This window comes from Alteraurantiacibacter lauratis (genome assembly GCF_037154155.1).
In the GTDB taxonomy this organism is placed as follows: Bacteria; Pseudomonadota; Alphaproteobacteria; order Sphingomonadales; family Sphingomonadaceae; genus Alteraurantiacibacter; species Alteraurantiacibacter lauratis.
Genome location: NZ_JBANRN010000006.1, coordinates 127,851 through 150,898 on the forward strand (window position 1 = coordinate 127,851; position 23,048 = coordinate 150,898).

17 protein-coding genes are annotated in these 23,048 nt (G+C 65.3%); 9 read left to right on the top strand and 8 right to left on the bottom strand.

Going from position 1 to position 23,048, the window contains the following annotated elements:
• Positions 1-28: 28 nt before the first annotated feature.
• The 6 genes from WFP39_RS07930 (at position 29) to WFP39_RS07955 (ending at position 7,090) form a co-directional block, all read left to right on the top strand.
• Positions 29-2,431, top strand: coding sequence for a glycoside hydrolase family 95 protein (locus WFP39_RS07930; RefSeq protein ID WP_336918838.1), 2,403 nt, complete (start codon positions 29-31; stop codon positions 2,429-2,431).
• 47 nt (positions 2,432-2,478) lie between these two features.
• Positions 2,479-2,880 carry a hypothetical protein gene (locus tag WFP39_RS07935; protein ID WP_336918840.1) on the top strand — a complete coding sequence of 134 codons (402 nt, stop codon included), beginning with the start codon at positions 2,479-2,481 and terminating at the stop codon, positions 2,878-2,880.
• Between the two features lie 51 nt (positions 2,881-2,931).
• Complete coding sequence (locus WFP39_RS07940; RefSeq protein ID WP_336918842.1) at positions 2,932-3,231, top strand: hypothetical protein; 300 nt, start codon at positions 2,932-2,934, stop codon at positions 3,229-3,231.
• A gap of 109 nt (positions 3,232-3,340) precedes the next feature.
• The gene (locus WFP39_RS07945) at positions 3,341-4,864 is read left to right on the top strand and encodes an aldehyde dehydrogenase family protein (protein ID WP_336918844.1); all 1,524 of its coding nucleotides are present in this window, start codon (positions 3,341-3,343) and stop codon (positions 4,862-4,864) included.
• A complete protein-coding gene (locus WFP39_RS07950; RefSeq protein WP_336918845.1) occupies positions 4,864-6,243 on the top strand; it encodes an FAD-dependent oxidoreductase in 1,380 nt (459 codons plus the stop codon). Before WFP39_RS07945 ends, WFP39_RS07950 begins: the two co-directional genes overlap by 1 nt.
• A 4-nt stretch (positions 6,244-6,247) precedes the next feature.
• On the top strand, positions 6,248-7,090 hold the full coding sequence (locus WFP39_RS07955) for a hypothetical protein (protein WP_336918847.1): 843 nt from the start codon (positions 6,248-6,250) through the stop codon (positions 7,088-7,090).
• Between the two features lie 47 nt (positions 7,091-7,137).
• On the opposite strand, the gene WFP39_RS07960 is transcribed toward WFP39_RS07955, so the two are convergent.
• Positions 7,138-8,286 (bottom strand): hypothetical protein, encoded by a 1,149-nt coding sequence (locus tag WFP39_RS07960; RefSeq protein WP_336918849.1) that lies wholly within the window; start codon positions 8,284-8,286, stop codon positions 7,138-7,140.
• Between the two features lie 185 nt (positions 8,287-8,471).
• Here WFP39_RS07960 and WFP39_RS07965 point away from each other — a divergent pair, with 185 nt between their 5' ends.
• The 3 genes from WFP39_RS07965 (at position 8,472) to WFP39_RS07975 (ending at position 12,704) form a co-directional block, all read left to right on the top strand.
• Entirely contained in the window at positions 8,472-8,831 is a 360-nt protein-coding gene (locus WFP39_RS07965; RefSeq protein WP_336918850.1) for a DUF2946 family protein, read from the top strand.
• A gap of 126 nt (positions 8,832-8,957) precedes the next feature.
• Positions 8,958-11,078 (top strand): TonB-dependent receptor family protein, encoded by a 2,121-nt coding sequence (locus tag WFP39_RS07970; protein WP_336918852.1) that lies wholly within the window; start codon positions 8,958-8,960, stop codon positions 11,076-11,078.
• A gap of 12 nt (positions 11,079-11,090) precedes the next feature.
• A complete protein-coding gene (locus tag WFP39_RS07975; protein ID WP_336918853.1) occupies positions 11,091-12,704 on the top strand; it encodes a PepSY-associated TM helix domain-containing protein in 1,614 nt (537 codons plus the stop codon).
• Positions 12,705-12,749: 45 nt separating this feature from the next.
• Here the strand turns inward: WFP39_RS07975 and cobA are convergent, their stop codons facing one another.
• The 7 genes from cobA to WFP39_RS08010 form a co-directional block, all read right to left on the bottom strand.
• The gene (gene cobA / locus WFP39_RS07980) at positions 12,750-13,547 is read right to left on the bottom strand and encodes a uroporphyrinogen-III C-methyltransferase (protein WP_336918854.1); all 798 of its coding nucleotides are present in this window, start codon (positions 13,545-13,547) and stop codon (positions 12,750-12,752) included.
• Entirely contained in the window at positions 13,544-16,099 is a 2,556-nt protein-coding gene (locus tag WFP39_RS07985; RefSeq protein WP_336918855.1) for a nitrate reductase, read from the bottom strand. The genes cobA and WFP39_RS07985 overlap by 4 nt, the downstream gene beginning before the upstream one ends.
• The gene (nirD, locus tag WFP39_RS07990) at positions 16,100-16,429 is read right to left on the bottom strand and encodes a nitrite reductase small subunit NirD (protein WP_336918857.1); all 330 of its coding nucleotides are present in this window, start codon (positions 16,427-16,429) and stop codon (positions 16,100-16,102) included. It lies immediately after the preceding gene.
• Complete coding sequence (gene nirB / locus WFP39_RS07995; RefSeq protein ID WP_336918858.1) at positions 16,426-18,924, bottom strand: nitrite reductase large subunit NirB; 2,499 nt, start codon at positions 18,922-18,924, stop codon at positions 16,426-16,428. The genes nirD and nirB overlap by 4 nt, the downstream gene beginning before the upstream one ends.
• A 225-nt stretch (positions 18,925-19,149) precedes the next feature.
• On the bottom strand, positions 19,150-20,364 hold the full coding sequence (locus WFP39_RS08000; protein WP_336918860.1) for an alginate export family protein: 1,215 nt from the start codon (positions 20,362-20,364) through the stop codon (positions 19,150-19,152).
• Between the two features lie 145 nt (positions 20,365-20,509).
• Positions 20,510-22,192, bottom strand: coding sequence for an ABC transporter ATP-binding protein (locus WFP39_RS08005; RefSeq protein ID WP_336918862.1), 1,683 nt, complete (start codon positions 22,190-22,192; stop codon positions 20,510-20,512).
• Positions 22,193-22,194: 2 nt separating this feature from the next.
• Positions 22,195-23,028, bottom strand: a complete 834-nt coding sequence (locus WFP39_RS08010) for an ABC transporter permease (protein WP_336918864.1) — start codon at positions 23,026-23,028, stop codon at positions 22,195-22,197.
• Positions 23,029-23,048: the final 20 nt, after the last annotated feature.

The following is a 23,048-nucleotide window of genomic DNA, read 5'->3' on the forward strand; positions in this document are numbered from 1 at the left end:
GGAAAAGACGCAAAAGCGGGAGGGATAAGTGCCGAAGGAACAGCCGCTTGCCTCGGCCTGTCTCACGCGGCGGCATTTGCTGGGATGGGTGGCCGCCACCGGCGCGGCCATCGGCGCAGGCCTGCCGCGCGTCGCCGTGGCCCAGCCGTCCGGCTTTGCCGATCATGTGTTGTGGTATCGCGGGCCCGCGCGCGAATGGGTCGAAGCTCTGCCCGTGGGAAATGGCCGCATCGGCGCGATGGTGTTCGGCACTGTGGCGCGCGAGCGGCTGCAACTGAACGAGGACACGTTCTGGGCGGGCGGGCCGTATAATCCGGTCAATCCGCTGGCGCGCGAGAACCTCGATAGGGTGCGGCACTTGCTGTTTGCAGGCGAGTATGCCGCGGCAGAGGCGCTGGCCGACGAAACGCTGATGGCGCGCCCGCTGATTCAGGCCCCCTATCAGTGCATCGGCAATCTTCTGATCGACCTGCACGGCGAAGGCGCAATGCCCGAAGCTTATGTGCGCACCCTCGATATCGACAGCGCGCTTGCCAGCGTGGACTACGAACTTGCCGGGGCACGCTGGCGGCGCGAGGTCGTCGCCTGCCCCGAAAGCCAGATCATCGCGGTGCGCCTGTCGACAGACAATCCCGCAGGCCTGACAGCCCGACTCTCCTTTGCCAGCGAGGCTCCGGGGACCGCACTCACCGCTGCCGAAGGGCGCCTCTGCATGACCGGGCGCAACAATGATTTTGCCGGCATAGCAGGCGCGTTGCGCTTCGCGGCTGACATGGCGGTGGAACAGCAAGGCGGTGCGCAAGTGGCTGATGCGGACGGTGTCACCGTGCGCGGCGCGCGCGAAGTGGTGCTGAAAATCGCCATGGCCACCAGTTATCGCGGGCCGCAGGATGTGTCGGGCGATCCGGAGGCGGCCACGCGCGCCACCCTCGACGCGGTGGCGGGGATCGGCTTTGATGCCATTGCCCGGCGCACGGCCGAGGCGCATCAGCGCCTGTTCCGCCGGGTGACGCTGGATCTGGGCCGCACACCCTCGGCCGACCTCCCCACCGATCAACGCATCCGCGAATCCGCCAGCCGCGATGATCCCGCGCTTGCGGCGCTGTATTTCCAGTATGGCCGATACCTTCTGATCTCCTCCTCCCGCCCCGGCACACAGCCCGCCAATCTGCAAGGCATCTGGAACGACAGCAATTCGCCGCCCTGGGGCAGCAAATATACCATCAATATCAATACCGAGATGAATTACTGGCCCGTGCAGCCCACCAATCTGCCCGAATGCGCCGAACCGCTGTTCGCCATGCTGCGCGAATTGGCGCACACCGGCGCGCGGACCGCGCACGAGATGTATGGCGCGCGCGGCTGGGTGGCGCATCACAACACCGATCTGTGGCGGGCCAGCGCGCCCATCGACGGCGCGCAATGGGGCCTGTGGCCGCTGGGCGGGGCATGGCTGAGCCTGTATCTGTGGGAGCATTACGAATATGCGCCCGACCGCGCCTTTCTGGCAGAAGCCTATCCCGTTCTGGCAGGCGCGGCGCAGTTCTTCCTTGATACCTTGCAGCAAGGGCCGGAAGGCTATCTCGTCACCAATCCCTCGCTCTCGCCCGAAAATCCGCACCCCTTTGGCGCCACGCTGGTGTGGGGGCCGGCGATGGATACGCAGATATTGCGCGATCTGTTCACCGCCACGGCGCAGGCCTGCCGCCTGCTGGGCGAGGATGCCGCCTTTGCCGCAGCGCTGGACGCAGCCAAAGCCGCGCTGCCCCCCATGCGCACCGGCGCGCAGGGGCAATTGCAGGAATGGCCGCTGGATTGGGATGCGGATGCGCCCGAACCCGATCACCGCCACGTCTCGCACCTCTATGCGCTCTACCCCTCGCACCAGATCAGCCCGCATCGCACGCCCGAACTGGCGCGCGCGGCGCAGCGATCGCTCGAACTGCGCGGCGATCTGGCGACAGGCTGGGCGATTGCCTGGCGCATCAATCTGTGGGCCCGGCTGCGCGACGGAAACCGGGCACACGCCATTTTGCGGCTGCTCCTCGATCCCTCGCGCACCTATCCCAATATGTTCGACGCGCACCCGCCTTTCCAGATCGACGGCAATTTCGGCGGCACGTCGGGCATTGCCGAAATGCTGTTGCAGGATGAAGGGCTGGCCGATGGCGAGAACGCGTCGCCCGCGCTGCACCTTCTGCCTGCCCTTCCCGATGCCTGGCCCGATGGCCGCGTGACGGGCCTGCGCGTGCGCGGCGGCGGAACGATCGGCCTTGAATGGCGCGGCGGGATGCTGGCGAGCGCCGAATTGCACGCCACGCACGATCTGGCGCGGCGCGTGCGATACCAAGGCGCAGAGGCCGAGATCAGGCTCGCCGCAGGAGGCCGCCTTGTGCTGCGTCCGGAGGATTTCGTGCAGGCGGCGCGATAGAACGGCCCGCTTGGAAACCGGCCATTGATCCTTATGTCTGAAACGGAATGAGCCGCTGCTGTATCCTGCACTCCGCTCCATCATGGCGGGAAGAAAAGCTGCGCGCGGCAGTCTGGCGGCTGATTGCGGCACTGCTGTTGGCGGTGATCGCAATGCAGGCCGTGCCTTCCACGGCATTGCCTATCGACCGGACGCACGGTTCCGCTTTCAGCGCCGGCACGCTCGACGTGTCGCTTGCGCCGCGCCAGCACAGCGGGGCGGAGCAACGGCTGGCGCCCTCGCCCGATCCCGTGCCTCCACCCCTGCCCGCGCTCGTCCCGGAGGCAGAACTGGCGGTTCAGCCGCACGGCATCCCTCGCGCGGCCGTTTTCCTCGACCACCACACCCCCGCCCCGCCCCGGCGATGGCTGCGCGTGACAGCATCCTCGCGCGCGCCGCCTGCGGCCTGAAAATCGTCTGCCTGCCGCACCTGCGGCCTCAACGACTTTCAGGAATTTATCATGGATACCGAAACAGACGGCGCCTCGCGCGCCGAACGACGTGCGCGCGCGGAAGAATTGCTTGCGCGCTATCCGGGCCTTGCGCCCGATGAACTCGCTCACCTCCACCGCTGGTTCAGCCATGAGGCATCCGCGCTGGATGTAGGGCTGATTGCCAGCAACGAGGCAGTGGCGGAGCGCTATCGGCTCTACCGCAGGGACCATATCGACCTCCTCCGGCCCATCGACCTTGTCCATGCGCTGTGGTTCGCCGCGCTGATTTTGGGGATCACCGTGTTTATTGGCTGGTGGGGCACCTAGGCACACGATGGGTGCCCGAAGGCCCGGCCGGGTGCGTATGGTGCGCGCCTGGCCCCCTTGCCAGCGGGTGGCGGCAAACCTAGTCTCCGTCATCAGGGAGAGACACCAAGTGCCAACCACACGCGCGCAGCCACGCCTTGGCCTTGGCATTCCAGAGGCACCCGATAACGGCTTTGCGCTGCTGATTGATGGGCAGCATCGCGCGGCGCAGGGCGATGCAGCCTTTGCCGTGCACGATCCGTTCTTGGAACAGGACTGGGGGCGCGTGGCGCTGGCTTCCCCGGCGGATGTCGACGCCGCCGTGCAGGCCGCGCACCGCGCCTTTGCCGATGGGCGCTGGTCGGGCCTGCTGGCGGGCGAGCGGGCGCGCATCCTGTTGCGGCTGGCCGATCTGATCGAACGCGATGCCGATCTCCTCACGCGGCAGCAGATTTGCGAGAACGGCAAGCTGATCTCCGAAATGGCACCGGGCACCGCCGCGCTGGCGGGTGATTGCCGTTTCTTTGCCGGACTTGCCGAAACGCATGGCGGGATGAGCGTGCCGCCCGCGCGGCCCGGCTTCACCACCTTCATGCTGAAGGAACCGGTGGGCGTGGTGGCTGCAATCACGCCGTGGAACACGCCGCTGGGCCTCTTGGGGTGGAAGCTGTTCCCGGCGCTGGCCGCAGGCAATACCGTGGTGATCAAGCCGTCCGATGTGACGCCCACTTCCACGTTGATGCTGGCGCAATTGTGCCTTGAGGCTGGCGTTCCGGCAGGGGTAGTGAATGTAGTGACAGGCGACGGCGCCACGGGCGCGGCGCTGGTCGAGCATCCGCTGGTCGCCAAGATCGCCTTCACCGGCTCCACCGCGACCGGGCAGGCCATCGCCTCACGCGCGGCACTGCGCAGTGCGCGGGTCACGCTGGAACTGGGCGGCAAATCGCCGCAACTGGTGTTTGCCGATGCCGACATCGACCGCGCGGTGAGCGGGGTGATGGCGGGCATTTTCGCCGCGACCGGGCAAAGCTGCATGGCCGGATCGCGCGTGCTGGTGCAGGATGCGGTGTTCGACCGCTTCTGCGATCAGTTGGCGATGCGTGGCAGCCGCATGATCGCGGGCGACCCGCTCGATCCGCACACGCAGCTTGGCCCGCTGGCTTCGCGGGCGCAGCTCGACAAGGTGCTGGGCTATTTCGCCATCGCGCAGCGAGAGAGGCTGGCCTGCCTCGCGGGCGGGCACCGGCTCGACCGGCATGGCTATTTCGTCGCGCCCACCGTCTACCGCGATGTCCCGCCCACCAGCCGCATCGCGCGCGAGGAGATCTTTGGCCCCGTTGCCGCGGTCACGCGCTTCCGCACCGAGGAGGAGGCTGTCGCGCTGGCCAACGATACGCTGTTCGGCCTTGCCGCCGGAATCTGGACGCAGGATGCCATGCGCGCACATCGCCTGCTGCACCTTGTGCGTGCGGGCACCGTCTGGGTGAACAATTACCGGATCATCGGCCACACCCTGCCCTTTGGCGGCTACGGGCAGAGCGGAACCGGGCGCGAAATGGGCGCGCAGGCGCTTGACGCCTACACCGAAACCAAGAGCGTGTGGATCGATACCGGCAACGATCTGCACTTTGCGACAGGCGGGAGAGATGTCTGATGGACTATGATCTGGTGGTGATCGGCTGCGGCGCGGGCGGTCTTTCCGCAGCTGTCGCCTATGCCGAGGAAGCGGGGCCGGATGCCCGCATTGCCGTGCTCGAACGCGCCCCGCGCGAAGGGCGCGGCGGGGCGACGCGCTGGACGAGCAGCTGGTTCCGCATCACCGCCGACCGTCAGCTTGACCCCGCTTTCCTTGAGACGATGGAACGGGTGAGCAAGGGCAAGGCTGACCTTGAATACTGCCGCACGCTGGCCGCCGAAACGCCCCGCACCTTCGATTTCCTCGACCGGCACAAGGTGCCATGGGTCTATTTCGAACAGCCTTTTGCCAACCGCAACACCGGCGGCGGCCTCGCTATGCCGGTGCCGGGCGGCGTCGCCATCGTGGATACGCTCGCCGCGGTGATCGACGCGCTGCCCCATGCCGCGATTCATTACGAAACCGAAGCGACCGCGCTGTCCACCGCGCCCGATGGCCGCGTCAACGGCGTCCAAGTGCGCGGCCCTGAAGGCGAGGCTCTGCTCAGCGCCCGCGCGGTTGTGATCGCCTGCGGCGGGTTCGAAGGCGCGAGCGACATGCTGGCCGAGCATCTGGGCCCGCGCGGCGCACAATTGCCCGTGATCGCGCCCACGCTGGTCAACAACCGGGGCGACGGCATCCGCCTGACGCAGCCTTTGGGCGGCGATGTGGCGGGCCAGTTCGACATGTTTCATGGCGAGCCGGTGGACACGCGCAGCAGCAAGCCTGACGCGGTGATCTACGGCTATCCTTTCGGCATCCTCGTCAACCGGCACGCCAAGCGCTTTTTCGACGAAGGGCAGGACAGTTTCGACGCCACGTTCGAGCGGCTCGGTTACGAAATCTGGGCCAATCAGGACCAGCAGGCCTGGTTCATCGGGGAAAAGGCCATTTTCGACTGGCCGCATGTGGCCGACATCATGCTGACCGACCAGCCGCCGGTGGAAGCCGAAACGGTGGAGGAACTGGCTGCGATCTTCGGCCTCGATCCGCAGGCGCTGGCGCAGACGGTTGCGGAATACAACGCCGCGATCCAGCCGGGCGAAAGCGACCGGCGCATCCGCGATGGCAAGTGCACGAAAGGCATAGAACCGCCCAAATCGAACTGGGCCACCCCCATCGCGAACGGGCCTTTCATCGGCTATCCGCTGACCACCGCGATCACCTTCACCTTTGGCGGCATCCGCAGTGATGCGCGCGCGCGCGTGCTGCGGCGAGACGGGTCGGCCATTCCCGGCCTCTATGCCGCAGGCGAAGTGACGGGCCTGTATTACGGCGAATATCCGGCGGGCACATCGGTGCTGCGTGCGCTGACCTTCGGGCGGATTGCGGCGCGCGAAGCCGCAGCGGAGCGTTGACGCGATGGATATCGTGCACTGCGCCGAAATGCCCTGGGGAGAAAGCCTGGTCGCCCAGCGCGGCGCGACCGACGGCATGGCCCACAAACGCATCTTCGAAGGCGAAGAAAATAGCCCCGACAATTACATGCTCGTCATGTCGCGCGAGCCCAGCAGCTATTTCTCACCGCGCCACCGCCACCCGTGGGACCAGATCCGCTTTTGCCTTGAAGGCAAGATCCCCATAGCCAAGGGCCTCTATGTCGAAGGCGGCGAGATCGCCTATTTCCCCGAAGGCGCGCATTACGGCCCGCAGGAAGGTGGCACCGACCGGATCGTGCTGCTGCTCCAGTTTGGCGGAGCCAGCGGACAAGGCTTTATCGGCCCCGACCGGCTGAAAGCCGCGCGGCTGGAGCTGGAGAAGGCAGGCTCGTTTGCGCGCGGCGTCTATACCGTGGAAACCCCGCAGGGGCCGCGCAACACCGATGCCTATGAAGCGGTGTGGGCGCATGAAATGGGCGCAGCGCCCACCTATGCCGAGCCGGCCTACAAGACGCCCGTAGTGATGCGCCCCGTGGCGCTGGCCTGGGAACCGGCAGGCGCGGCGGGCCTTTCATGCAAGCGGCTGGGCATATTCCCGCATCGCGGGCTGGATCTGACGCAGTGGCGTTTCGCGGCGGGCAGCCAGCTTGCGCTCGAACCCGGCGCGCAGCTGCGCTTCGTTTTTGTCACCAGTGGCACCGGCACCGCAAACGGCACCGAAATACGCCGCTGGAGCGCGCTGCGTGTCAATGCGGAAGAAGCCGTGGCCTTTGCTGCGGACGGATCGCTCGAACTGCTCGTGATCACCGTGCGGCTGATGGGCTAGCGCACCCCGCTCCAGGGCCGCGCCTTCCCTGTCACGCAGGCCGCGGACTACTCCGCACCCAATCGCGCAGCATACAGCCCCATCCGGTTTCGCACCGGCGCTTCATCGCCCACATTCGCGGGCAGGCCCAGCTTGGGCAGTGTCTCGCGTGCTGCCACGCTGCCCGCCGCCGGATCGGCGGCGATTGCTGCCAGAATTGCCGCGCGTTGATCGGCAGGCAGGCGCGCGCGCAGTTCCGCCGCTACCAAGGCTGGAAGATGGGATTGCAGCGGCTCGGTGTCGTAGAGATCGGGAACCGCGGCGATCAGCAGCAGATTGCGCGCCCGCTGCGCCAGATGGGGGTCGGCCGCGGCGGGCCATTCCGCAATCTGGCGCTGCACACGGTCGATCGCGCTTTGCGTGGCGGCGTCGGGCGGGGCGGATGCCATCGGGGCAATCGGCCCGGAAGGTGCCGCGGCGATAGCCAGATCCGCCTTGGGCATGGGCGGCGCTGGCCGCTGCCAGACGAGCGCGGACAGGCCGATCCAGGCCACGACAACCAGCCAGAGCGGCCAGTTGTGAGGCCAGCCTTGGGGCCAGTTGCGGCTCCACAGCCCCCGCGCCAACAAAGCTGCCGCCCCCGTTCCTGCCAGAGCGAACAGGGAAGAACTGGCAAGCCGTGTGCCCGTTCCGGTCAGTGCGGTCTGGATTGCCATAGAGGCCCAATGCGCGGGCACCAGCGCCAGCAACGCGTCAGGCAGCGTGTCGGGCCATACTGCCACAATCGCCAAAATGCCGGCCATCGTGGCAATTGCAAAGGCGGCTATCCGCCAGCCCATGGCGGGTGCGGCGCGGCCAAGCAAAGCCCCCATCGCGGCAAAGCCGAAACTTGTCACAATCACCGACATCCCGGTGGAAAACGGGTGCGGCAGCGCAGGCATGCCAAGCACCCGCGCGAGCTGGATCAGGCCAACCCCGGCCAGCAACGCAAGAGGAAACCCGATCCAGAACCGCCGCGATGCCGCCCCGGCCGTCAGGCCAGCCGCAATCAACGCCGCCGCCAGTATCGGGCCGCCGACCAGCGCCACCGGAACAGGCGCGGGCGCATCCGCCACCAGCAGCATGACCACAGCCGGAGCCACTATCGCCGCCAGCGCCAGAAACAGCCACGCCGGAACGGGCCAGGACTGCGGATGGTCAGACGCCGGGGATCTCATCGCGCGGATAGTGCGGGAAGTACAGGGCCTTGTCGAGCCGGAGCTTGCGGATCAGCGAGTTGCCGCTTTTTCAGGAAACGGGCGGTGCGAAGGGGCAGACAAAGCCGGGCAAAGCATCTAGTGGCGCGCCCATGCACCGGTTGCGCGACTTGATTCGGGGCCATTGCCACCTTGCCCTGCTGCTCTTGGCCCTCGCGCTAGCAGCCAAGGCGCTGATCCCGGCCGGCTTCATGCTCGCCTCCGCGCCCGACCGGCTGCTGACCGTGACGATCTGCTCCGGCCTTGCCGATGGCCCGAAGCAGATGCAGATCCTGGTGCCGGGCAAGCAAGACGATCGCCGCGATCTTGCCGATACGCAGAAGGCTCAAGCCTGCGCCTTCGCCGGTCTTGGCCATGCCGCGCTCGGCGGGGCCGATCCGCTGCTGCTGGCCGCGGCGCTGACATTCATCCTGCTGATCGGGCTTGCGCCCCGTTCCGCCCGCCTGTCCCGCAAGGACGCCTTTCTGCGCCCGCCGCTGCGCGGGCCGCCTGCCCTTTCCGTCTGACCGTAGAATCCGGCGCGCTGCCGACAGCGGCGGCGCGTGAGGTTCCACCGCTCGCTGATCCGGCACCGCCGGGATGATGGCGCTGGCCCCCTGCTGGCCTGACGCCGACGGAAATCGGGATAGAACATGCCATTCAATACCTTGAAGCGCGCTCTTCTGGGCGCCACCATGCTTGCCACCAGTTTCAGCTTTGCCTATGCCCCCGCCAAGGCCCAGGGCATCGGCCAGCGCCAGGACGAAATCCTCGTCACCGCCAGCCGCGATGGCACCCCTACCGCGCCGACGCCCGAGGCTGCCCGCAAAGAGCTTGAGCGCGTGCCCGGCGCGACCGGCCTGGTCGAGGACGAAGGCTTTGCCGACATCTTCGCCCAGTCGATTGGTGATGTGCTCGAACTCACCCCCGGCGTCTTTGCCGATACCAGCGCCCAGCGCGAAAGCCGCATCTCGATCCGGGGATCAGGCCTCAATTCCAGCTTCGAGCGACGCGGCCTCACCGTGCTGCGCGACGGGGTGCCGATCAGCCGCGCTTCCGGCGCAACCGAGTTTCAGGAGGTCGACCCGCTCACCATCCGCTACTTGGAAGTGTTCAAGGGCGCGAACGGGCTGCACTACGGCGCGGCCTCGCTCGGTGGGGCGGTCAACATCGTCAGCCCCACCGGGCGCACCGCCCGCGCGCCGGTGACGCTGCGGGCCGAGGGCGGCAGCTTCTCCACCTTGCGCGGCAATGCTTCGCTGTCCGGGACCAGCGGCGAGGTTGATTATTGGGGCGGGATCACTGGCCTTTCCAGCAATGGCTACCGCGAACACAGCGAGGTGCGCAGCCTCTATGGACATGCCAATCTCGGCTGGCGAGTGTCGGACAATGTTGAGACGCGCTTCTACCTCACCGCGCTTTCGGACAATTTCGAGCTGGCTGGCAGCCTGCGCCTTGCCGATGCGCTGGCCAATCCGCGCGCGGCGGGCCGTCCGGTGACTGCGGGACCGGTGGTGCTCGATCCCGGCCCGGTAGCCGACGATTGGGACCGCAATCTTGATGTTTACCGCTTGGCAAACCTCACCGCAATCGACCTCGGCGGCGCCGACCTCGAACTGGGTGGTTGGTATGCACGCCGCAATCTCGATCATGCCATCACCCGCTTTGCCGGGATCATCGTGCAGGGCGAGGACGAGGTCGGCCTATCGGCCCGCCTTGCCGGCAATCTTCCCTTCCTTGCCGATCAGAGCCGCTGGCAGGTGGGCGCGATCTATGCCTTTGCCAGCAACGACGCGAAGACCTTCGCCAACAATGCGGGTGCACGCGGGGCGCTGCGCACCGAAGCTGATCAGGATTCGCGGATGCTCACGGTCTACGGCCAGGCCGATCTGGGCCTGACCGACAGCCTGACGCTGGTGGCCGGCGGGCAATATGCCCGCGCGGTGCGCGATGTTACCGCCATTCTCAATGCCGTGACCGGCCGGGAAGCCTATGACCAGTTCAATCCGCGCCTCGGCCTCATCGCCGATGTCGGGCCGGACATGCAGGTCTTCGCCAATGTGAACCGCAGCTTCGAGCCGCCGAGCCTTGCCGACCTCACCAGCGGCGGGGCCTTTCCCTTTGCGCCGCTGAGGCCCCAGCGCGCCACGGTGTTCGAAGTCGGCACGCGCGGACAGGCGGGGATCGTTTCGTGGGACGCTGCGCTCTACCGCGCGGAGCTTCAGAACGAGTTTCTGGACATCGCCGTACCCGGCGCGCGCGGGCTGATCACCGTCACCACCAACGGGGTTCGCACGATCCACCAGGGGCTGGAGCTTGGCATCGATCTGCGCCCCTTCCGGGCGGCGCTGGAGGCGCGCGGTCAGGCCCTGCGGCTGAGCGCGGCCTATACCTTCAACGACTTCACCTTTGATGATGACCCGCTTTATGGCGACAACCAGCTTGCCGGGGTGCCGCGCCACGTGCTGATCGCTGAGGCGCGCTTCGATCAGGTGGACAGGTTCTACCTTTCGGCCACGCTGCGCTGGATCCCGGATGGCCCGTGGGCCGATTATGCCAATACCGAGCGTGCGCCGGGCTACGAGACCGTGCAAATCACCGCCGGGGTGACGCTGACCGAGGGCATCGAGCTGTTCGGATCGGTCGAGAACCTGTTCGACACGGTGTTCATCTCGAACCTTACCACCAACGCCAACCAGCGGCTCACCAACGAGGCGCTCTACACCCCCGGACAGGGCCGCGCCGTCTTCGGCGGCCTGCGCGCCCGGTTCTGACAGGAGGCCGCGATGAGCGCAAAGACCAAGACCGCGCGCTGGTCATATGCCAAGCACCAGTGGCTGGCGCTGCTGGGCGGGATCAGCCTGCTGGTATGGGGCATTTCGGGCCTCGCGCATGTCGCCATGGTGCTGTTTGGCCCGCAGCAGGCGGTGTTCATGCCGCCGCCCGCAGGGGTCGCGCTCGAAGGAGCGCGGCCGGTTGCTGAAACGCTGGCCGATCACGGCATCACCCAGGCGCTGGCGGTCAAGACCGTGCCGGCCCCCGATGGCGGGGTGCTGTGGCAGGTGACCGAGGCGCCGCTGGCCGAGCGGCGTTATTTCCGCCCCGCCGACGGCGCCGAGATCAACGGCGGCGATAGGGCGCAGGCAGAGTTCATCGCCCGGCATTACCTTGCCACCGATCGCGCCATCACTGCGGCCAGCCTGCAAACCCGCTTCGATGCCGATTACCCCTGGGTCAACCGCCTGCTGCCGGTGTGGAAGCTGGCGTTTGCCGGCAACGATGGCCTCACCGCCTATGTCCACACCGAAACCTCCAGCCTCGCGGCGGTCAACAACACCATGAAGGCCCGCCTGCAATCGGTGTTCCGGGCGCTGCACACCTGGGAATGGGTGCCACAGGGGATGGACTGGCTCAGGGTGATCGTGATCGGGCTGATGGTCGCCAGCCTGCTGGCGCTCGCGCTGACCGGCATTGCCATGCTGGTGACGGTGCGGCGGAACAAACGCCCGCCGGGCGCGCACGGCTGGCACCGCATCGCGGGCTATGTTCTGGCGCTGCCGCTGATCATGTTTGCCGCATCAGGGCTCTATCACCTCGTCCAGTCGGCGCTGGTGCCGCCGGCAAGCCAGCTCAGGATGGGCCGGCCCGTCGATGTCGCCAGCGGCAAGTGGCCGATCGAGGCCGATTGGGCGCTGATTGCCCAGGGGCGCGATATCGCCTCGGTGGCGCTGGTCGAAGGGGCGGACGGGCGCGCGCTCTACCGCCTCGGCCTCTCCCCCAAAGCCCCGATGGGCGCAGGCGAGCACAATCACGGCCCGGCGATCACCGGCGCCGATCACGGCATGGCCGGGCACAACCATGCCGCAATGCTGGCGGCGCAGGCGGCGGACGGGGTGCCCACCACCCCAGCCGAGATCCGCGAGGCGCGCTTCGCCGGGATCAGGCCCGATGGCCCGGCGATCTATCTCGATGCCGCCACCGGGACGGTAATGCCAACCAGCGACCGCGACCTTGCCCTTGCCATCGCCCGGCGCTACACCGGCGCCCCCGACAGCGCGGTAAGGGGCGCGGAACTCGTCACCCGCTTTAGCCACGAATACGATTTCCGCAACAAGCGCCTGCCGGTCTGGCGGATCGATTACGGCGCGCCGGTCCATGCCAGCCTTTTCGTCGATACCGGCGCGGGCGTGCTGGTCGACCGGGTGGCCGACCGCGAGAAGCCCGAACGCCTCGTGTTCAGCTTCATCCACAAGTGGAACTTCCTCTACCCGGTCGGACGGCTGGCGCAGAACCTGATCGTGGGGCTGTTCGGCCTCGCCCTGATCGCCTTCACGGCCGTGCTGGGCCTCAAGCTGGAGCTTGCCCGGCGGCAGCGGATGGGCCGGAAAGGCTCGACATAGTGCCCTTTCCGGTGCGCGGCCATGGTAGCCCGGAGCCGCTGCCCTTCAGGCGGGGGACGAGCGCTGCGAAGCCGGGCGAAGGCGCGGTGCGGGCTGGCTGAACACCGATCCGCGCCGTGCCGGGCCTGCGGCAACCGCGCCGATCAACAGGATGACCGGGCCATCACCCATGGCAAGGCGTGCGGCCATAGGCAAAAGGTCGAGGCGCGTGCAGAATTGCCGTTCTTCGGGAAGGCTTGCGCTCTCGATACAGGCAACCGGCGTGTCTCCCGGCAGGCCATGTGCCAATAATTGCGTGGCAACCTCTGGCGCAGCCCCCTTTCCCATATAGACCGCCAGGGTCGTTTGTGCGGCGGCCAGACTTGCCCAGTCCAGATCGAGCTTTTCCCCCTTGCGCACATGGGCCGTCACGAATGTCACCTGCCGCGCCGTCCCGCGCAGAGTCAGCGAGGTGCCAAGGCTGGCTGCCGCGGCAATAGCCGCGGTTATGCCGGGGCAGATGCGCACCGGTATCCCGGCAGCTCGGCAGGCATCGAGCTCCTCCATGGAGCGCCCGAATACCGAAGGATCGCCGCCTTTCAGCCGCACGACCCGCTCCCCCGCCAGTGCGGCCTCGATAATCAACGCGCAAATCGTGCGCTGGTCTTTCGAATGGCGTCCCACGCGCTTGCCGACCGACACCAGCCGCGTCTCCGCCCGCGCCAGCGCCAGCACATCCGGCCCCACGAGAGCATCATAGAACACCACGCTTGCCGCCCGGATCAGCCTTTCAGCCTTGCGCGTCAGCAGGTCAGGATCGCCCGGCCCTGCGCCAACCAGCCACACTTCGCCCGGCGCGATCATTCGGCTGCTTCCTTCTCGGTCTGAAGCGATTGCTCCAACAGCCGCGCAATGATCGGGCGGCACGATCCGCAATTGGTGCCTGCGCAAGTAACCGCGCCCACTTGCGCCACAGTGCCCGCTCCTCCTTTCACAGCAGCCAAAATCGCCGTTTCGCCCACGTCATGGCACACGCACACCAATGCACCGCGATCGGGTTGTGCGGCCGCGGGACGGCCAGCCAGCAATTCCGCAAGTGTGGCAGTTCCGGAATCGAACTGGCGAATTATCCAGTCACGTTCCGGCAACCGGCCCCCGCGGGTGAGGTAGAGCAGCGCCAGCAAGGCACCTTCGCCGTCCGAAACGGCAATCCGCCGCATTCCACGCGCGGCATCGCAAACCTCGCTGCGCAATCCGTCGGGCAGCAAGGCATCAACGGGAATAGCTCCTTCGCCTGCCATTTCGGTTATCCAGCCGCCGGCAATGCGCGAACGGGTCCAATGGGCCACGGGTGCGGCCGATGCCGTGCGGCTGACCAGAAAGCCGCGCCATTCCGGCAGAACGGGAACAAGCCGCGCAGGGACGTTCTTCAATGCCGGCTGGCCGGAATGCGGGTCGGCCAGCGCAGGCACCAGCCTGCCCGTGCGGCCGAGACTGGCATTGGTGTCACTCCAATGCATCGGCACGAACAGCTGGCCCCTCGATTGTCCCTCACTCACCGCCGCCCGGTAAACCGCCTCTCCGACGGGAGTGACCAGACGGGCGAGTGCGCCTTCGGCAAGGGCCAGCGTGGCCGCATCGGCGGGATGGATTTCTACCAGTGGTTCCCGCCGGTGGGCAGCCAATCGCGCGCTCCGCCCCGTGCGGGTCATCGTGTGCCATTGATCGCGGTAACGCCCGGTGTTGAGACGGAAGGGGAAATCCGGGTCCTTTCGGGCGGCAGGCGGTGTCACCGCCACCAGCCGGGCCTTGCCATCAGGGGTGGAAAAGCCACGCGCCAGCGGATGGCGCCCACCCCACTGGAACGGCTCCAGCGCATCGTAGGCGGCATCGGATATGTGGGCAAGCGCGGCAAGATCAAGCCGCTTGCCTGCGCGCCTGGCCAGCCCGGTCATCGCTGCATATTCGCGGAAGATTTCCACCGGCGAGGAATAGGCAAAGGCATGACCATAGCCCAGCCGCACCGCCACATCGCAGATGATCCGCCAATCGGCGCGTGCATTGCCGGGCGACGGCAGGAACGGCCGCTGCCGCGATACCGTCCGCTCCGAATTGGTAACCGTGCCGTCTTTCTCGCCCCAGCCAAGCGATGGCAGGCGAACATGGGCGAAGCGGGCCGTATCGGTATCGCCGAACATGTCTGACACTACGACATGCGGGCACAGGGCCAGCGCTGCGCGGACGGCCCCGGCATCAGGCATCGATACGGCCGGATTGGTGGCCATGATCCAGATGAAGCGGATGCGCCCGTCAGCCACCGCCCGAAACAGATCCACCGCCTTCAACCCCGGCGCCTTGGCCAAGGCAGGTGCCTGCCAGAACCGGGCCACTTCCTCCCTTTCCTCATCGGTGAAGCCCAGATGGCAGGCCAGCGTGGTGGCCAGCCCGCCCACTTCGCGTCCGCCCATGGCATTGGGCTGGCCGGTGATGCTGAAAGGTCCCGCACCAGGAGTGTTGATGCGGCCTGTGGCAAGGTGCAAGTTGATGATTGCATTGCCCTTGTTAGTCCCACTGTCCGACTGGTTCACACCTTGGCTGAACAGCGTGACCATGCGCGGATGGGCTGCGACAAGATCGGCAAGCTCGGCAAATTGCGCGACAGCCGCGGTGCCAAGCCCGTCCCAGAACCCGTCTGGCACCACGCAGTGATTGCGCAGATAATCCTCGTCCACCAAGCCCCGCGCCGCCATTTCGGCCAGCAGCGCGTTGAACAGCGCCACATCCCCATCGGGCGCGACCGCCACGTGCAAGTCTGCGCGTTCAGCGGTTTCTGTCCGGCGGGGATCGATTACTACCAGCTTCGTCCCGCGCGCCTCTCGCGCCGCCTCAATCCGCTGCCAGATCACTGGATGGCACCAGGCAGTGTTGGAACCAACCAGCAGGATCAGGTCGGCATCGTCCAGATCGGCGTAGGAGCACGGCACAACATCCTCGCCGAACGCCCTGTTATGCGCGGCCACGGCGCTGGCCATGCAAAGGCGGCTGTTCGTGTCGATATTGCCGGTGCCGATGAATCCTTTGGCAAGCTTGTTGGCTACATAGTAATCTTCAGTAAGCAGCTGTCCTGAAACATAAAAGGCCACCGCATCAGGGCCGTGCTCCGCCACGGTGGTGCGGAGCCGTTCGGCCACATCGTCTAGCGCCGCGTCCCATCCCACCTCCTGGCCGCCGATCATGGGAGCCAGCAGCCGGCCTTCCAGCCCGATCGTTTCACCCAGATGGGTGCCCTTGGAGCACAGCTTGCCGCGGTTGGCCGGATGTGCGCGATCGCCGGCAATACGGATATCGCCAGAGGCGTCAGCCTCGGCCACGATCCCGCAGCCCACGCCGCAATAGGGGCAAGTGGTGCGCGGCATCTAGGCGACCACCGCCTCGCGCAGAAGGAAGATTCGCCCGCCATCGATCTTCAGCGGGATGGTCGGGGTGCAGCCCTTGTCTTCACCCAGCGCCTCGCCGGTTCGCAGGCTGATGCGCCAATTGTGCAGCGGGCAGGTCACGCTGTCGCCATGAATGATGCCCTGACTCAACGGCCCGGCCTTGTGCGGGCATTTGTTGACCAGGGCATAGAATTCGCCGCGCACGGTGTGGAAAACCGCGATCTCCTCGCCGCCAAACACCGGAAGGGTGCGTGCGGAACCAGGTTCGATCTGGGTCGTGGGGCCGATGTCGAGCCATTTGCCGATCATTGGGCATCCTCCAATTGCATGGGGCGGACTTCAGCCAAATGGGCATGCAGATCACGCCGCTCGCCCGCCACGCGCGCCGCCCAGGGATCATTCTGCGAAAAGCTTTGCGAATAGCGGAAGCGGCGGGCCAGTCTCGTCACCGCATCGGGATCGTCCAGCAATTGCGCCTTGACCCAGTCGAGGCCGCGGCGTGCCACCCAGGGCGCGGTGCGCTCCAGATAATGCGCATCCTCGCGGTAAAGCTGAATAAAGGCGGCGCACATGTCCAGCGCTTCCTTCTCCGTGGCGACCTTGCACAACAGATCGGTAACCCGCACCTTGATGCCGCCATTGCCACCGATATGCAGTTCATAGCCGCTGTCCACGCAAACCACGCCGAAATCCTTGATCGTCGCCTCGGCACAGTTACGCGGACACCCGCTGACCGCGATCTTGAACTTGTGCGGCATCCAGCTTCCCCAGGTCATTTTTTCGATCTTAACCCCCAGGCCGGTCGAATCCTGCGTGCCGAAGCGGCACCAATCGCTGCCCACACAGGTCTTCACCGTGCGCAGCGCCTTGCCATAGGCATGACCGGACACCATCCCGGCAGCATTCAGATCGGCCCAGACGGCGGGCAAATCCTCCTTCCTGATGCCGAAGATGTCGATCCGCTGACCGCCCGTGACCTTGACCATCGGCGCGTTGTATTTTTCGACCACATCGGCAATGGCCCGCAGCTCGCGCGGGTTGGTGATGCCGCCCCACATGCGCGGAACCACCGAATAGGTTCCGTCCTTTTGGATATTGGCGTGCAGCCGCTCGTTCACAAAACGGCTGGCCTGATCGTCCACATATTCGCCCGGCCAGGCACACAGCAGATAGTAGTTCAGCGCCGGCCGGCAGGTCGAACAACCGTCAGGGGTCGACCAGTGCAGTTCCTGCATCACTTGCGGCAGATGCTTGAGCTGCCTTTCCATGATCAGGCGGCGAACATCATCGTGGGTAAAGCTGGTGCATTTGCACAGGGTTTTCGGGCCGCTTTCTACCGCCCCGCCCAGAGTGAGCGCCAGCAAGCTTTCGACAAGTGGGGTGCATGAACCGCAACTGGCCGAAGCCTTGCACCCGGCCCGCACCGCATCCAGACTGTGCGCACCGCTATTGATACAGCCGACGACCTGGCCTTTGGATACGCCGTTGCAACCGCAGATTTCTGCATCGTCGGAAAGGGCAGCAACGGCGGCGTTAGGGTCCGCCAGCGCGCTCCCATTCGCAAAGGCCTGTCCAAAGATCAGCCCGGCACGCAGCGCAGCGACATCCTCCCCCTTCCTGAGAAGTTCGAAATACCAGTTGCCATCCGCGGTATCGCCATACAGGACCGTGCCGATGATGCGGTCATCCTTCAGCACGAGCCGCTTGTATACGCCGCGCGCCGCGTCGCGCATGACGATGTCCTCGCACCCCTCGCCGCTGGCAAAATCCCCGGCTGAAAATAGATCGATGCCCGATACCTTAAGCTTAGTCGAAGTGACCGATCCCTGATAGGGCGCGGGCGAATCGGTCAGATAGCCGGCCAAGGCCCGGCACATGTCCCACAGTGGCGCAACCAGACCATAGCACAGGCCGCGGTGCTGCACGCATTCCCCCACCGCCAGCACCGAGGGATCGCTGGTGACCATGTTGTCATCCACCACGATGCCGCGCTCGCAGGTGATTCCGGCATTGCGCGCCAAGGCAATGGATGGCCGGATCCCCGCTGCCATCACCACGATATCGGCCGGGATCCGGCGCCCGTCCTCCAGCTCCACCGCAGCCACATGGCCGTCGCTTCCCAGAATGGCCCGGGTATTGGCACCGGTCAGGATGGTGTGCCCGCGCCGTTCCAGTTCCTGCCGCAAAAGCCAACCGGCCGCTTCGTCAAGCTGCCGCTCCATCAGCGTGGGCATCAGGTGGACCACAGTCACCGTCATGCCGCGCAGGGCCAATCCGTGCGCCGCCTCCAGGCCCAGCAGGCCGCCGCCGATGACAACGGCATCGCCACCTCGTTCCGCCGCCTTCAGCATCCGGTCGACATCGTCGAGATCGCGAAAGGTGACCACGCCGGCCAGATCATTGCCCGGAACCGGAATGATGAACGGATCGGATCCGGTGGCGAGGATCAGCTTGTCATACGGCTGAAGATGGCCCGAACGGGTTGTCACCCTTTTGCCTGCCCGATCAATGGCAACCACCGGATCGCCGGTAACCAGGGCAATGCCGTTATCCGCATACCAGGCCGTATCGTTGATGACGATATCCTCAAACGTCTTCTCACCCGCCAGCACGGGCGAAAGCATGATGCGGTTGTAATTCACCCGCGGCTCCGCACCCAAAATGGTGACAGAATATCGACCGGCATCGCGCGCAAGAATTTCCTCCACTGCCCGGCATCCGGCCATGCCGTTCCCGACCACCACCAGCTTCTGGCGCGGGTGACGTTCTGCGACATTGATGTCGATCCGGGTCTGGGCATTCATCTCTCGTCGTTCCCTTGGTCAAAACCGCACACAAAAAAGCCGCCAAACCCCGGATGGGACTGGCGGCGTCGTTGCCACGTCTTTATCGATATTGCGTCGGGAAGGGCCGGTTCGTCCAACGTTGGGCGGGCGCACTTCCAGCTTGGGATCAATTACATGATTCGCATGGCCGGCGGCAAGCAATTATTGCACCGCAGCAAGAATCGCCTGCCGCCACTGCCCAGTTCAAAACCCCCATTCAGCCTGAAGCCACAGCTTCTGGGTATTCACGCCGAAGGAATCGGCTCGGTAATTTGCATATTTGGCCAACAGGTTCACCGGACCGACACGAAAGCCGAGCGAGGCGTTCCATTCGCTGCCATAATCCACATTGCCGAAATCGCTTTCAAACTCGTGATAGGCGACAAACGCACTCACATTGCCAAGACCCGGAACCGCGAATTGTCGACGAAGGGTGGCGTAAGTGTCGCGCACCCCATTTGCGGGCGTGGTCAGAAAGACATCAGCCCAACCCTGAAAGGCATGCAGGGTTGCCAGCGGGGTCTGGAAACCGGCGCGGCCGCCGTCGCTGCCCAGTTCCTCGTAATTCAGGCTTAGGGTAAAGCCTGAGAAGGTCAGCCCCAATTCGCCCTGAATATATTGCGCGCGGTAATCCACCGGGTTGCTGCCCGCTTCGGATTGGCTGGCAAAGGTGGCATTGGCTGCCAACGTGACCGCGCTGCCCAGCGGAAAGCCTGCGCTTGCCGACAGGCCGATCGTGTTGCTGGAAAAAGCGTGCCTGGTCTCGTAATCGAGAAGGACGGCAAAGGCGGTGATATCCACAGCTGGCAGGTCGAGCATGGCATTGCCCATGAACAGGTCGCCATCAAACTCGGCATTCGGGCTGTCGCTGCCGAAAATGGTGCGTTGCGAGATGGCGAAGGTAGCATCGGCTGTAAGCGGGCCGATTTTGGCCTGCCCGCGAACGGCATCGAATGTCTGTTCGTTCTGGCGCCAGCCGACACTGCCCACGAAGCGCTGATTGCCGTAATTGATCCGCTGGCGGCCCACGGTGAGGCCGTTGCCGTTCACCACATAGGACAATTGCGCACGGTTCAGCTCGAAATTTTCCGGATCGGCCACGACCGGGTATGGTTCCGCTCCGTTGCCCGGCAGCGTATCATTGTAACGCGTGCCCAGCGCAGCCGTCCCTTCTCCCTCCACCAGCAGCTTGAGCCCGTGCACCGCCAGTTCACCGCCAACGCGCGCCCGGAAGGTCACGGCATCGGCGCTATCGGGCTGATTGGCCTGTTCGGCCATTTCATATCGCAATCGAGTGGCCACCTGCAGATCGAAGTTAATGCCATCGGCAAGCACGATCGGATCACCCGGCGCAGCAAAGGCAGGAGTGGCCAGCGCGATGGCGGAAGCGGCCGCGAACATGGCAGAAATTCTGAGCATGAGGTTGCATCTCCCCTGTCCGGCCCACCGTTAAGGCGAGCCAGACGGTTCCCAACACGGGCACCGTTGCCCGCAGGTCTTGCGATGGAATGTTCTTGCACGCGGGCTACCCCCTTGCAGCCTGCGCGGCCTCTCCCCCGATCAATCAGGCCGCCTTCGCGACCGGGCCGTGATCATATTCGGCCAGAAAATGCAGCACTTCCTGCCGGTATTGGTAGAACCTGGGATGATCGAGCAGCTCCTTGCGGTCGCGTGGGCGGGGCAAGTCCACTGTCAGGATCTTCCCGATCGTGGCGTTGGGTCCGTTCGTCATCATCACCACCCGATCAGCCAGCAGAATTGCCTCGTCCACATCGTGCGTCACCATGATCGCGGTCACTTTCGTGCGGTTCCACACTTCAACCAGAACATCCTGCAAGTCCCAGCGGGTCAGGCTGTCCAGCATCCCGAAAGGTTCATCCAGCAGCAGCAGCCGCGGAGACAGCGCAAAGGCCCGTGCGATGCCGACACGCTGGCGCATACCGTTGGACATCTCCGATGCCAGCTTGTCCTTGGCATCCGCCAGACCCACGCGATCAAGATAATAGTCCACGATGTCACGCCGTTCCGCCCGGCTTGCATGGGGATAGACGCGTTCAACCCCCAGGGCGACATTTTGCCGCGCCGTGAGCCACGGCATGAGGCTCGGCGCCTGAAACACCACCGCCTTGTCAGGCCCCGCGGTCGTGATTTCGCGGTTTTCCAGAACGATGCCCCCGCCGCTTATGTTGTTCAGGCCCGCGGCCATGGTCAGAACGGTGCTTTTGCCGCACCCGGAATGTCCGATCAGGGAAACGAATTCACCCCGATCCATGATGAGGTTGAAGTCGTCCACCACCTTGAGCGGCCCCCTGGGTGTGGGATAAACTTTGTCGAGCTTAAAGAATTCAAGATAGCGCCGCTCGACCGGGCTGCGGGCTGCCTCCTTGTAGGCTTTCGGCAAGGGTGCAAGATCGAGCGGAACCACGTCGGGCAGCGCAACGGGACTGTCTCCGATGGTGCCGCTCTGATCGTTCAATTCTCCCAGGACCGAAATGATTTCACGGCGCAATTGCTGGTAGCGCACATCGGTGTTCACCGCCTCACGGTCGCGCGGGCGGGCAACATCGACATTCCAAGTGCGCTGAATGCGCGCGCGCGGTGCGGGGGTCAGAACGGCCACCCGATCGGCCAGCAACAGCGCCTCGTCCACATCGTTGGTCACCAGCACGATCGTTCGGCCTTCCTCCTTGCGGATCCGCTCGATCTCGTCCTGCAACTTTGCGCGCGTCAGTGCATCCAGCGCCGACAGCGGTTCATCCAGCAGCAGGATTTCCGGTTCCATCGCCAGGGCGCGCGCCACTGCCACACGCTGGCGCATTCCGCCCGAAAGTTGGGACGGCCTGCGATCAAGGGCATGGCCCAGGCCCACCAGTTCGACCTTCTGCCGCACCAGCGCTGCGCGCTCCGCCTTGCTACGATCCTTGTGCACCGCATCCACGGCCAGCGCGACATTGCCCTCAACAGTCAGCCAGGGAAGAAGCGAATAGGACTGAAAAACCAGTCCGCGTTCCTTGTCTGGCCCCTCGATCGGCGCGCCGCGCAGCCGTATCTCGCCGGCATCGGGCTGCACCAGACCGGCAATAGTGTTGATGAGTGTCGTCTTGCCGGCACCCGAAAAGCCCAGGATCGCCACGAATTCGCCTTCGGCGATGTCAAGGTCAATTCCGCCAAGCACTTCGGTCACGCCGCCGGTTTTCCCGGTGTAGGACTTGGTCACGCCTTTCAAGGACAAATAGGGCTCGCGCATCGTCACACCGTCCTGTTTCGTGATACGAAGTTCTGAAGGGCCATCATCACCCGATCCAGCACGAAGCCGATAAAGCCAATGACCACCACCGCAAACATGATGCGGGCAAGCGACTGGCTGGATCCGTTCTGAAACTCATCCCAGACGAACTTGCCCAGGCCGGGGTTCTGGCTAAGCATTTCAGCCGCAATCAGCACCATCCAGCCCACGCCGAGCGACAGGCGCATACCGGTGAAAATATACGGGAGCGCCGCAGGCAGAACGAGCCGTGTCAGCTTGGCGAACCAGCCCAGTTTGAGCACTCGGCCCACATTGAGCAAATCCTTGTCGATGCTGGCGGTGCCAACCGCCGTGTTGATCAACGTTGGCCAAAGCGAGCACAGCATTACTACCAGAGCGGAAATGATGAAGCTCTTGGGCAAGAGCGGATCGGGACTGGTGACCAGGGCGGAAATGACCATGGTGACAATCGGCAGCCAGGCCAGAGGGCTGACCGGCTTCATGATCTGAACCAGCGGATTGATTGCCGCATTGACGGTGCGCGACAGGCCACAAATCAACCCCACCGGCACGGCAATCAGCGAGGCGAGCACAAACCCCATCGCCACTGTCTTTAGGCTGGTGAAGATCTGGTCAGGGAAAGTGGGCGGCCCCGAATAGGCGAATTCCGTGACGCCTGCCGGATTCCCGGCAGCAATCGCGGCCGCGTTGCGGGCGTCTTGTTCGGCGTAGAACTGCGCCTCTACCTGCCGCGCAGCTTGCCATTCGTCGACCAGGGCAATCCCCTGTCCTGCGACTTCGACCGGCCCCGGCAAGGCGCCCAAGGATGTGTTCACCTGCGGCGCCAGGACCGCCC